The 11,709-nt window shown below is 74.4% G+C and carries 12 protein-coding genes; 7 read left to right on the forward strand and 5 right to left on the reverse strand.

Annotated elements, in window-relative coordinates; translation table 11 throughout:
• Positions 1 to 147 precede the first annotated feature (147 nt).
• Positions 148 to 627 carry a carboxymuconolactone decarboxylase family protein gene (locus ACFW1I_RS21380; protein WP_384672215.1) on the forward strand — a complete coding sequence of 160 codons (480 nt, stop codon included), beginning with the start codon at positions 148 to 150 and terminating at the stop codon, positions 625 to 627.
• Between the two features lie 39 nt (positions 628 to 666).
• Here ACFW1I_RS21380 and ACFW1I_RS21385 read toward each other — a convergent pair whose 3' ends face one another.
• A complete protein-coding gene (locus tag ACFW1I_RS21385) occupies positions 667 to 1,188 on the reverse strand; it encodes a hypothetical protein (protein WP_384672217.1) in 522 nt (173 codons plus the stop codon).
• 56 nt (positions 1,189 to 1,244) lie between these two features.
• Between ACFW1I_RS21385 and ACFW1I_RS21390 the strand changes: the two genes are divergently transcribed.
• Positions 1,245 to 2,171, forward strand: a complete 927-nt coding sequence (locus ACFW1I_RS21390) for an aminoglycoside phosphotransferase family protein (protein ID WP_384672220.1) — start codon at positions 1,245 to 1,247, stop codon at positions 2,169 to 2,171.
• 39 nt (positions 2,172 to 2,210) lie between these two features.
• Here ACFW1I_RS21390 and ACFW1I_RS21395 read toward each other — a convergent pair whose 3' ends face one another.
• Entirely contained in the window at positions 2,211 to 3,707 is a 1,497-nt protein-coding gene (locus tag ACFW1I_RS21395) for a carboxylesterase/lipase family protein (RefSeq protein ID WP_384672223.1), read from the reverse strand.
• A 182-nt stretch (positions 3,708 to 3,889) separates the two neighbouring features.
• Here ACFW1I_RS21395 and ACFW1I_RS21400 point away from each other — a divergent pair, with 182 nt between their 5' ends.
• Both ACFW1I_RS21400 and ACFW1I_RS21405 read left to right on the forward strand, forming a co-directional pair.
• Complete coding sequence (locus tag ACFW1I_RS21400; RefSeq protein ID WP_384672226.1) at positions 3,890 to 4,291, forward strand: hypothetical protein; 402 nt, start codon at positions 3,890 to 3,892, stop codon at positions 4,289 to 4,291.
• 57 nt (positions 4,292 to 4,348) lie between these two features.
• Entirely contained in the window at positions 4,349 to 5,233 is an 885-nt protein-coding gene (locus tag ACFW1I_RS21405; protein ID WP_384672228.1) for an NAD-dependent protein deacetylase, read from the forward strand.
• A 60-nt stretch (positions 5,234 to 5,293) separates the two neighbouring features.
• Here the strand turns inward: ACFW1I_RS21405 and ACFW1I_RS21410 are convergent, their stop codons facing one another.
• Genes ACFW1I_RS21410 through ACFW1I_RS21420 form a run of 3 tightly spaced genes read right to left on the reverse strand, consistent with a single transcriptional unit; the run spans position 5,294 to position 8,657 of the window.
• Positions 5,294 to 6,085: a TSUP family transporter gene (locus ACFW1I_RS21410; protein WP_384672230.1), complete on the reverse strand. Its 792-nt coding sequence runs from the start codon at positions 6,083 to 6,085 to the stop codon at positions 5,294 to 5,296.
• 60 nt (positions 6,086 to 6,145) lie between these two features.
• Positions 6,146 to 6,919, reverse strand: a complete 774-nt coding sequence (locus tag ACFW1I_RS21415) for a LuxR C-terminal-related transcriptional regulator (protein ID WP_384672232.1) — start codon at positions 6,917 to 6,919, stop codon at positions 6,146 to 6,148.
• Positions 6,920 to 6,950: 31 nt separating this feature from the next.
• The gene (locus tag ACFW1I_RS21420) at positions 6,951 to 8,657 is read right to left on the reverse strand and encodes an amidohydrolase (protein WP_384672235.1); all 1,707 of its coding nucleotides are present in this window, start codon (positions 8,655 to 8,657) and stop codon (positions 6,951 to 6,953) included.
• A 395-nt stretch (positions 8,658 to 9,052) separates the two neighbouring features.
• Between ACFW1I_RS21420 and ACFW1I_RS21425 the strand changes: the two genes are divergently transcribed.
• From ACFW1I_RS21425 to ACFW1I_RS21435, 3 genes are all read left to right on the forward strand, one after another.
• Positions 9,053 to 9,727, forward strand: coding sequence for a hypothetical protein (locus tag ACFW1I_RS21425; protein WP_384672239.1), 675 nt, complete (start codon positions 9,053 to 9,055; stop codon positions 9,725 to 9,727).
• A 101-nt stretch (positions 9,728 to 9,828) separates the two neighbouring features.
• Positions 9,829 to 10,476, forward strand: a complete 648-nt coding sequence (locus tag ACFW1I_RS21430) for a DUF5819 family protein (RefSeq protein WP_384672241.1) — start codon at positions 9,829 to 9,831, stop codon at positions 10,474 to 10,476.
• A 1-nt stretch (position 10,477) separates the two neighbouring features.
• Entirely contained in the window at positions 10,478 to 11,698 is a 1,221-nt protein-coding gene (locus ACFW1I_RS21435; RefSeq protein ID WP_384672244.1) for an HTTM domain-containing protein, read from the forward strand.
• The last annotated feature ends 11 nt before the right edge of the window (positions 11,699 to 11,709 follow it).

An 11,709-nucleotide genomic window follows, 5' to 3' on the forward strand; every position in this document is an offset into this window, starting at 1 on the left:
AGACGCCGGCCGGGCCCGCCGTGTGACAGTGCCGGCCCGTGAGTCAGGCCACATCGCCGAGCCGTCACAGGATCCGGGCGGCCGGCATCTTCTGGTCGTCCGACGCGACATCGCGTACCTGTTCACGACCTCGGTGAGGACGACGCCATGGAACCCCGATTCAACCTCTTCGACAGCCCGACCGCCGCGAAGGTCGCCAAGCGCTTCTACGCCACCTCGCAGGCCCTGGACGCCTCGACGCTGCCGAAGACCCTGCGGGAGCTGGTCGAGCTGCGGGTCGGCCAGCTCAACGGCTGCGGCTTCTGCGTGGACGTGCACACCAAGGAGGCCGCGGCCGCCGGCGAGTCCGCGCTCCGGCTCCACCTGGTCGCCGCCTGGCGGCACAGCACCGTCTTCACGGCGGCGGAGCGGGCGGCGCTCGCGCTCGCGGAGGAGGGCACCCGCCTCGGCGAGGGCGGGGTGTCCGACGCGACCTGGGCGGACGTGCGCGAGCACTTCGACGACGACGAGGTCGGCGCGCTGGTCTGCCTGGTCTCCCTGATCAACGCGGCGACCCGGATGAACGTCATCGTGCACAACCCGGGCGGCTCATACGAGCCCGGCGCGTTCGGCTCCCTGTCGAACTGACGTGGCGGAGGCGGGGGTCGGCGCGCGTCCGCCCCCGCCTCACGCACCGCCCGCGTCCCCGCACACGGCCAGCAGGTCGGCGAAGGCCGCGTCGACGGCGTCGTCGGGGAACTCCCGCACCACGGAGCCGTCGGCGGGGGACGTGATGACGTAACTCCGTGCCAGGTAGGAGAGTCCGCCCCAGGACTCCCGGGTGTGCGTCCGCGTCAGCACCCGCCCGCAGCGCTCGCAGCCGATCCACGGCACGAGGACGTCTCCGGTGTCGCCGGCGTGGTGCCCGTCCGCCGGTTCGATCAGCCGCACCCGGGAAGGTTTCCCGTCCCCCGGGCACCGCAGGATCCGCGGGGTGAGGAACTCCCGCTCGCCCCAGCCCTCCGCGAGCACCGAGATCCGCGCCCTGGCGGTCTCACCGATCGGCACCCGGTGGTCCACGAGCCCGGAGACGAGCAGTTCGAGCCCCGCCTCCTGCTCGCCGACGGCCCAGCACTCCCCGGCCTCGCGCGCCTCGGCCTCCGGCAGCAGGGCGACGAGACGGTTCCAGACTTCGACGTCCTCGGTCATCCGCCGACCCTACCGGCCGGCCCCGCGCCGGCGGCGGACACCGTAGGTTGCTGCGCATGACGGACACGCGCACCCACACCGAGGCCGAGATCACCGCCGAACTGATCCGGGACCTGCTGCGGGAGCAGCACCCCGATCTCGCCGGCCTTCCGCTGCGGCTCGGCGCGCGCGGCTGGGACAACCAACTGTGGCGACTGGGCGAGGACTTGGCGGTACGGCTGCCGTGGGCGACGGAGTCGGCGGACGAGCTGCTGCGCAAGGAGTACGCCTGGGTGCCGGGCCTCACCGAGGGGCTGCCGCTGCCCACTCCGGTCCCGCAACGCCTGGGGGAGCCCTCGGAGTTGTTCCCGCGGCCGTGGCTCGTCACCACGTGGGTTCCGGGCAGTCCGGCCGACCTCTCCCCCGCGACGCGCGCGGAGGAATCCGCCGACCGGCTCGCGGCCTTCCTGACGGCGCTGCACCTGCCCGCGCCGGACGGCGCCCCGGTCGGCAGCGGACGCGGCGGCCCGCTCTCCGAGCAGTCCGCGTCCTTCCTCGAAGGGCTGGCGGCGGCGACCGGGATGGGCCTGATCCCCGATCCGGACGCGGCCCGCGCGCTGTGGGAGGACGCCGTCGCGGCGCCCCTCTGGGCGGGTCCCCCGGTGTGGCTCCACGGCGATCTGCACCCGGCCAACGTCCTTACCGCGGACGGCACTTTCTGCGGTGTGATCGACTTCGGCGAGCTGTGCGCGGGCGATCCGGCCTGCGACCTGGCCGCCCCCTGGGTGCTGCTCCCCGACGGCGCCGCCGACCGCTTCCACCGCGTCTACCGCCCGACGGCGGACCCGGCGACCCTCCGCCGCGCCCGGGGCTGGGCGCTGTGGCGCGCCCTGGGCGGACTCCTCATCGGCGAGGCCGGCCGCCACGGCCGACCCGGCGGCAAGCCGACCTGGGGCCCGCCCGCCGCCGAGGCCCTCCGCCGCCTCACGGCGTCCGTCGCCTAGCCCACGCCGTTCGGGGCGGGGCAGGAGCGTCCGGCCGGGTCAGGGACGCAGGACGGGGACGTCGGCCTTCGCCCACAGGGCGCGGGGGACGACGGGGAGTCGGTCCGCCGGCGGGTCCTCGGTCCTCCAGGTGTGGACGGGGCCGCCCGCGGTGTCCCCGAGCGGCGCCCAGCCCGGGTCGCCCGTCCTCGCGAAGTCGGCCCAGGCCCGGACCATGCGGCCGGCCAGCGCGTGGTCCTCGGGAGTGGGAGCGCCGCCGATGAGGAACGACAGGCGGGGGTCGGCGTGGTTGCCGAAGGCGAAGGGGATGTCGGCGCAGTGCCACGCCCGGACGGTGGCGCCGTCCGCTCCCCCGCGCCGGCGGTCGAAGCGGGACAGGTACGCCCGGCCGCCCGCCGCCGCGTGGGACTCGGCGAGCCGGTGGGCGAACTCGCCGAAGAGCAGGTCGCCGAAGACGGCGAGGTGGACGTCGCGGACGGGGGCGTGCGGCATCGCAGCGCGGTAGCCGGGGACCAGCTCCTCGGGGAGGCCGAAGTCGGCGGCGAAGCGGGCGAGTTGCGCGTCGGTGGTGAGCTTGGCGCAGCTGTCGACGGCGTCGAGGAGCCAGTACTCCTCGGTGGTGTGACAGACCAGCAGGTCCACCTCCCGGGCGGCTCCGGCGGCGAGTGCCGCGAGCGGGTCGGCGGGCAGCGTCCCGCCGTCGAGGACCGGGGCGAAGAGGGAGGGGTCGTAGTGGCGGGAGCCCGAGTCGGGGTCCCGCCGGTACGCCTCCACCACCCGGTCCACGGCGGCGACCAGCTCCTGCGGGGTCGCCGACGCCAGGCCGGCGGCGGTGGCGGGGCGGCCCGCGGCCTCCGCGATCTCGCGGGTGGTCGACTCGGCGATGTCCCGGGTGTAGAAGATGCCGGCCGGGCTGTGGACGACGGCCCGCCGGAAGAGGCCGCGGGCCTGCTCCATGACCATCAGGCAGGCCACCGACGCGCCGCCCGAGGACTGGCCGGCGAGGGTGACGTCGTCCGGGTCGCCGCCGAACGCGGCGATGTTCTCCCGTATCCAGCGCAGGGCCGCGACCTGGTCGAGCAGCCCCCGGTTGCCGGGGGCGCCCGGCACCAGCCCGAACCCCTCGAAGCCGAGCCGGTAGTTGAGCGTCACCACGACCAGTCCGGCGCGGGCCAGGGCCGTGCCGTCGAAGTCGGGCTGGGCGGAGGAGCCGAAGGTGTAGGCGCCGCCGTGGAACCAGACCAGCACGGGCAGCCGGCCGCCGTCGGGCGCCGGGGTCCAGACGTTGACGGTGAGGACGTCCTCGTCGCCGGGCGACCAGGCGGGCGCGCCGGGCAGCTCCGCCGACTGCGGTGCGATCGGCCCGAACCGCGTACCGTCCCTGACCCCGCTCCAGGGCGCGGCCGGCACCGGCTCCCGGAACCGGCGGGCGCCGAACGGCGGTGCCGCGTAAGGGATGCCGAGCACGGCGACGACGTCTTCCGCGGCCCGGAAACCCCGGACCGTACCGCTGTTCGTCTCGAAGACGTCGTGCACGGGGACTGCCTCATCTCTCTCTTGCGTGGAAGGCCACTCGCGGGAGGGCGCGTTACCGGGACCAGCTTCGCGGCCCGCCACCCGTCCGGTCCAACACCACATTCGCCGTGATCCACGCACCTGTGATGTCAATGCGCACCCGCCTCCAGGGCGCGCCGGCCCCGTTGCTAGATTCGTCGGCCATGCGTTCACGTGAGTTCGACCTCGACTTCCGCGACAAGGCCCTCCGCACGACCAAGTGGGGCGTCGGACTGCTCGCCGTGGCAGGGCTGCTGTGGGCCTGGTGCGCCGTCCTGCTGCTCACGCCGTACGAGGTCGACCGGAAGCCCGACGACAAGTACCCCGCCGAGTGCGCGGCGCGCCTCGTCGCCGACGACCGCACCGGCGACGCCCGCTTCCGTCGGAGCTCCTGGTGCGCGACCGAGCGTGACTGGCCGCAGGCGCTGGCCCTGCTCGGCCTCTCCGTCCCGGTCTCCGTCGCCGGCGGCGTCGTCCTCACGATCGGCCTGGTGAGCCGTCGCATGAGCGCGCACGGCCAGGCGATGCGCGAACTCGACAGGATCGCCGAGTCCCAGGGCGTGTGACCCCCGGGGTCCGGTCGGCCCGACGCGTTCCGGGGCGTCCTTTCGTACGCTGGCGGCATGCGTATGCGGCCTACTTTGAGCTGGACACCGACCGAGGACCTGCCGCCGGGCACCACGGACCTGGAGCCGGTCGTCGACGTGGTGCGGGCGGGGCGGGTGGTGGTGCTCAGCGGGGCCGGGATCTCGACCGAGTCGGGGATCCCGGACTACCGGGGCGAGGGCGGGAGCCTGAGCCGGCACACGCCGATGACCTACCAGGACTTCACCGGCGGTGCCCCGGCGCGGCGGCGGTACTGGGCGCGCAGCCACCTCGGCTGGCGCACGTTCGGGCGGGCGCGGCCCAATGACGGGCATCGGGCGGTGGCGGCGTTCGGCCGGGCGGGGCTGCTGGCCGGGGTGATCACGCAGAACGTCGACGGGCTGCACCAGGCCGCCGGCAGCGACGGCGTCGTGGACCTGCACGGGAGCCTCGACCGGGTGGTCTGTCTCGGCTGCGGCGACGTCAGCGCGCGGCGCGAACTGGCGCGGCGGCTGGAGGAGGCCAATCCCGGCTTCGATCCGGTGCCGGCCGCGCTGAACCCGGACGGCGACGCCGATCTCACGGACGAGCAGGTCGCGGACTTCCACGTGGTGCCGTGCGTGGTGTGCGGCGGGGTGCTCAAGCCGGACGTCGTGTTCTTCGGCGAGACCGTGCCGGCGGTGCGGGTGGAGCGCTGCCGCGAGCTGGTGCGGGAGGCGGCGTCGGTGCTGGTGCTGGGGTCGTCGCTGACGGTGATGTCGGGGCTGCGGTTCGTCCGGCAGGCCGCGCAGGCCGGTACGCCGGTGGTGATCGTCAACCGGGACCCGACCCGGGGCGACACGCTCGCCGCCGCCCGGGTCGCCCTGCCCCTCGGGAAGGCGCTCACCTCGGTCGCGGAGCGGCTGGGCGTCGCCGTCGGGTGATCCCCGGCGACCGGCCCGTCGGGTGATCCCCGACGACGGCCCGGGTCAGGGCGGGTCAGGTCAGGTCAGGGCCTGGACCGCGTACAGGGCGCCGATCGTCGTGGCGAGCGTCCCGAGGAGGAGGCGGAGGGCGCGCTCGGGGAGCCGGGGCTGGAGGCGGGCGCCCAAGTAGCCGCCGATCAGACCGCCCAGACCGCAGGCGAGGCCGAGCCACCAGTCGGGCGCGATGTCGCCCGTGCCGGCGAGGGACAGGACGGCGTACGTCGCCGCGCCGACGACGGACGTCACGAAGGTGGTCGCGAGGGCCGCCGGCGCGACCCGGGCGACGGGCAGGCCCCGGGCGACGAGGACCGGGCCGAGGAGCGAGCCGCCGCCGATGCCGTAGATCCCGCCGACGACGCCGACGGCGAGGGCGAGGCCGGTCAGCGCGCCGGGCGACGGCTCCGCGGCCGGGGCCGCCGGGCCGGGGCGGCGTGCCGGGAGGAGGGTGCGGGCGCACAGCCACACGCCCAGCGGGAGGAGGAGTCCCGCGATGAGGACGCGGTAGACCGTCGGGCCCGGCAGGGCGTGGACGCGGATCACCGCGCCGGCCACCACCCCGGGCATCGTGCCGGCGACGAGGCGCCGGGCGAGCGGGCCGCGCAGGGCGCCGTCGCGGCGGTAGCGCCACAGGGCGCCCGGGCCGGCCACCACGTTGAACAGCAGGTTCGTCGGGGTGACCGCGGGGTTGGGGACGCCGAAGACGCTGAGGTGGACCGGCAGCAGGAAGACGGCGCCGGAGACGCCCACGGGCGCGGTCACCACCGAGATCAGCAGGCCGGCGAGCACGCCCGCCGCGATCGTCCACTCCACCCTGCCCCCACCCCCCCTCGTCCCTACGCGTCAGTGTCCGATGGCCGGTCCCGGCAGGGGTCAGCGGGCGGGTGTGATGCCCCAGGCGGCGGCCCGGGCGGCGGCCGCCGCCCGGTTGGGGACGTCGAGCTTGGCGAGGATGTGCTCCACGTGGGTTCCCACGGTGCGCGGGGTGACGTACAGCCGCTCGGCGATCTGCCGGTTGGTGCGGCCGGCCGTCAGCTCGGCGAGCACGTCGAGCTCCCGCGGCGAGAGCCCGCCGGGCCGCTCCCCGCCTGGTCCGGTCCCGGGCGCGGCGGCCTCCGCGACCGCCGGGCCGTCGCAGGAGGCCACGGCCGCGGCGAGGGACTCGGTGAGCAGGGTGACGACGGCGCGGGCGGGGTCGGGGGTGCGGCGGCGGCCCCGGACGCTGATGTTCAGCATGCCGACGTACCGGCCGTCGGCGGCGAACAGGCACTGGGCCACGCCGTCCTCGATGCCGAGCGGGGCCAGGACGTCCTGGAAGCCCGGCGAGGCCGCCAGCAGCTCCTCCGGTACGTCCCCGAGCCAGAGCCCGCCCCGGGCCGGGCCGCGCAGCACGGTGAAGACGGGGTCCCGGTGGAGGCGGGTCTCGATGTAGGCCGTGGCGTCCTCGGGGTAGCTGCCGGCCAGCGTGGTGTGGCGGCGGCGCCGCGGGTCCCACCGGGTCAGCGAGGCGTGGTCGTGCTCCACGACCTCCGCCAGGGCCGCCAGGACCGTGTCGGCGCCCGTCGCGCCGGCCGTGGCGCTCCTGGCGGCCTCGCGGACACGGAGGGCCGAGTCCAGTATGTCCGCCGTGTCGCGCTGTGCTGCCATCCCTCCAGGATGATCATCCGCCCGGTCGGCGTCAATCGCGCAGCGTGTCGTGGACGATCCGCCCGTCCATCACGGTGAGGACGACGGGCATCTCCGGGATGGCGTGCGGGTCGGCACCGAGCAGGTCCCCGTCCACCACGCACAGGTCGGCGGCCTTGCCCGGCTCCAGGGAGCCCTTCCAGTCCTCGGCGAAGTCCTGCCAGGCCGCGACGACGGTGTACGTGCGGATCGCCTCGGCCAGCGCGATGCGCTGCTCGGGGCCGCTGACCCGGCCGGCCGCCTTCGACTCGCGCAGCACCATGGTGGCGACGCCCTGGCGCCAGTCCGGGAGGGTGACGGGGGCGTCGGAACCGCTCGCGACCCGCACGCCCGCGTCGATGGCGTCGCGGTAGGGCCAGGCGTAGGCGGCGCGGCCGGTGCCGACGAACTCCTCCTCCATGTCGGCGACGGTCCACTTGATGGTGGGGTTCATGTTGACGCCGTAGTCGTGCTCGGCCAGCACCTTCATGGCGTGCGGGGTGAGGAAGTCGCCGTGGATGACGTAGTGGCGGGCGTCGGGCCTCGGGAGGGCGGCCGCGGCCTCGGCGAAGGCGTCCGCGACGGTGTCGATGGCCCGGTCGCCGGTGGCGTGGACGCCGAGCTGGTGTCCGGCGGCGTGGGCGTGCCGGATCATGGCCCGGATCTCGGCGATCCGCTCGTCGTCGAGGTCGCCGCCGACGCAGAGGGAGCCGCAGCCGCCGCCGACGTACGGCTCGTGCATCCAGGCCGTCTTGTTGGGGACGATGCCGTCGGCGAAGATCTTGACGCCGTGGACGGTGAGGCGGCGCGGGTCGTCTCCGACCGTGACCCCGTGCAGGGCGTCGAGGTTCCGGGCGAACTCCTCGGCGGTGCTCGCCATGCCGGTCGGGAGGAGCAGGACGCCGACGCGGGCGGTCAGCTCGCCCGCGGCGAGCAGCTCGCGGTAGACGTCCAGGGTCTCCGTGCCCATGGTGCCGCGCATGATGCCGTCGCCGCCGGGGCCGAGCCCGGGCTCGGTGTAGCTGGTCACGCCGAGTCCGGCGAGGGTGGCGAGGGTCGAGCGGATCGCCTCGGCCCGCTCCTGCCGGCTCAGCGGCGGCAGCGCGTTCTGGACGAGGGCCTGCGCCCCCTCGTGGAGCAGACCGGTCGGCTCGCCGGTGCCGTCCGTGACGATGGCGCCGCCGGGCGGGGCGACGGTGTCGCGGTCGACGCCGATGAGCTCCAGGGCCTTGGAGTTGACCCAGGTGGCGTGGCCGGAGAAGGAGTACAGGACGACGGGGTGGTCCGGGCTGACCGTGTCGAGGTCGGCGCGCGAGGGCAGCCGGGACGGGTCGGCGACGCACTCGTCGAGGTAGCCGGTGTCCCAGCCGTGCCCGGTGATCCACTGCCCCGCCGGGACGCGCCCGACGGCCTGGCGCACCGCCTCGGTCACGTCGGCGAGCGAGGCGACGGCGGGGTGGCCCAGGTCGAGGGAGAGCGGCGGGGAGGACATGCCGAAGGCGGCGCCGTGCAGGTGCGAGTCGTTGATGCCGGGCAGCAGCGTCGCGCCCTTCAGGTCGACGACACGGGTCCCGGGGCCGACGTACGGGGCGATGTCCTCCCGGGTGCCGACGGCGCCGATGACCGACCCGGTCACCGCGAGGGCCTCGGCGACGGTGAAGTCCGCGTCGACCGTGACCACCCGTCCACCGACAAACACCAGATCCGCATACGTGTCCACAGAGGGTCCTTTCGAAGAACGGGCGCCACGGACGCCCGCGAACGATCTCCCGAGGACTCTGCCGGGACCCGCCCGCCCCGCACATCGGTCATTCCACCGATACGGGCGCGGGGCCGAAAGGGTTCTTCTCCCGGTTGACCGCGGGCGCCCCCCGGGCGCTCCGCCGAACGGAGAGACGGCCCAGGTCGGCAGGGGGATGTCCGGAGATCCGTTTGACATCAGAATCCCCAGGATCTTCACCTCAGGTGCTCCCGATGGCGGAGCTCTCCGTTAATCGCAACGCCTGGGCCGTACCGGCGAGTTGGTGTCTCCTGTCGTCACCCGCCGCCGTCCGCCCCCGTTAGGGGCGGCTAGGACGGGAGCTTCTTCCCGCCGGACGAAAGGACAGACACTCCATGCGGTACTTCCGCGGTTTGCTCATCGCGTTCTCGGTAGGCGCCCTGTCACTGGGCACCGTCACCGCCTCCCAGGCACTCGGCGGCACCGTCGACGCGGCGGCGCACGTCCGCCACGGCGCTGGGGACGAGGGGCACGACAAGGGCGGCGACCACGTCGTCATCGACAAGTCGAAGCACAACCTGAACCACAGCTGCAAGGGCACGTTCGGGTACTGCACCCAGAACGCGGTCTTCGCCCCGAAGATCATCGGAGACGTCGGTCTCATCGGCACGACCGGCCTGATCGGCCTCACGGGAACCACGGGGACGACCGGCACCACCGGGACGAACGGCACCACCGGCACCACCGGCACCACCGGCACCACCGGCACCGACGGCACGACGACTCCGCCCGGGGACGCCGAGTGGTGCTCGCCCGGCTTCTGGAAGAACCACCCCGAGGAGTGGCCGGTCTCGACCGACATCCTGTACAGCAGCGTCTTCGGCGCCCCGCCGCCGCGGTCGAACCTGGGCATCGCGCAGAACGCGCCGCAGAACCCGACCCTCTTCCAGGTCGTCGACAACCCGCAGTGGTACGGCGGCGGGGCGGCCAACAACGTCGCCGACTACCTCAGCGACCAGGACCCGCGCATCAACTACCAGGGCGTGCGCGTCGACAACTGCCCGCTCTAGGCACCACCACGGCAGCGTGGCCTAGCTGCCGACGATCCCGCTGAGCAGATGTGGCCCGTGCGAGCACGCCGACGACGCACGGGCCACCTCACCCAAGGAGCATGATGCGAGAACCACGGCACCCCGCCCGGTGGTCCCCCGCGTCGACGATCGCGCTCGCGGTCACGGCGCTGACACTGAGCGGCGCCCTCCTCGCCCACCTGGGGTTCGTCTTCCTCGGCGTGGCACCGGCCAACGCCCTGAGCGTGCGCCACCACGAGGGGATCGACGCCTACGTCCAGCCCGAGTTCGCCCAGGACTGGAAGCTCTTCGCCCCCAACCCCATGCAGCGCAACGACGCCGTCGGCGTCCGGGTGACGACGGTCGACGCCGACGGCCGCACCCGGCTCTCCGACTGGATCAACCTCACGGACCAGGACATCGCGTCGATCCGCGGTGCCGTGGCACCGAGCCACGTGGACCAGAACATGCTCCGCCGGGCATGGGACTCGTACGTCGCCACCCACAGCGTCCAGGGCGACCTCCCCAAGGGCGCGCGCGGCGAGCTGACCGGCACCTACCTCAAGCGCGTGGTCCTCCAGCGGGTGGGGGCCGTCCGGGACGGCGGCCGGGTCACCTCGGTGCAGGTCGCCGGCCGCTTCACCCTGATCGACCCGCCGGAATGGAGCCGGGAGGTGCGGTCGGACACGACCGAGTACCGGATGCTCCCCTGGTGGCCGGTCGTCCCGCAGGACTTCAGGAAGCTGTGACATGAACCGCTCGACCTTCCTCTCCGCCCCTGCGACACGCCTCGCGCGGCGGCTGCCGGACATCACCACGGTGCGGGCGCCGTACCAGGCCGCCGTCCTGCGCATCGGCCTCGCGGCCGTCTGCCTCGCCTTCCTGGTGCGCGAGTGGCCCCACCGCCACGTGCTGTACGGGAACCGCAGCCCCCTCTCGTCCGAACTGGCCCGGATCCTGGTCGCGGAGGAGCGCAGCTTCACCGTGCTCCTCTGGAACGACGGGCAGCTCTGGTTCGAGGCCGTCTACACCCTGGCGGCGGCCGCCGCCGTCGCCGTCCTGCTCGGCTGGCGCACCCGGACCATGTCCGCCCTCCTCATGGTCGGCGTGCTCTCGCTGGAGAACCGCAACAGCCTGGTGGGCGACGGCGGCGACAACGTCCTGCGCATCATGGTGATCTACCTGGTCCTCACCCGCTGCGCCGAGGTGTGGTCCCTCGACGCCCGCCGCGCCCGCCGACGGGCGTCGGACCTGGAGCGGGCCGCCGACGCGGGCGGGGCCGAGGCGGCCCGTACCTCCTGGGCGGCGTTCGACATCCCGGGCATCACCCTGTGGGCGCTGGCGCCCGCGCCCCTGCTCACCGCGTCCGCCCACTCCCCGTGGGGCTGGGCCGCCGCCCTGTGGATCCTCTGGGCGGTCCTCGGCGTCTGGTACGCCGCCGCCCGCTGGTTCCCCCGCCACGAGGCGCGGGCCGTCCTGGACGCCGCCGCCTCGATGCTCCACAACGCCGCGATGGTCGTCGTCGCCGGGCAGGTGTGCCTGATCTACGCGACCGCAGGCTGGTACAAGATCCAGGGCTCGCGGTGGCAGGAGGGCAGCGCGCTCCACTACGCCCTGCACCTGGACTACTTCGCGCCCTGGCCGGCGCTCTCGGGGTTCCTCGCCTCCCAGACGCTGCTGGTCCTGGCCCTGACCTACGGGACCGTGATCGTGCAGGTGGCGTTCCCCTTCACGCTGGCCCACCGCCGGCTGAAGAACGCCCTGCTCGCCGTGATGATCCTGGAGCACCTGGGCATCGCGGTCCTCCTCGGCATCCCGCTGCTGTCGCTGTCGATGGTGGTGTGCGACGCGGTGTTCCTGCCCACCGGTCTGCTCGTGGCGCTCGGTGCGCGCTGCGCCCGGCTCCCCCGGCCCGCGCGGGTGCCCGCCCCCAGGGAGGCGGACCGGGCGCCGGCGACGACACCGGGCTGAGCGCTGCCCGC

Origin of the sequence: Streptomyces sp. NPDC058955 (genome assembly GCF_042741435.1) — a bacterium.
Taxonomy (GTDB): Bacteria; Actinomycetota; Actinomycetes; order Streptomycetales; family Streptomycetaceae; genus Streptomyces.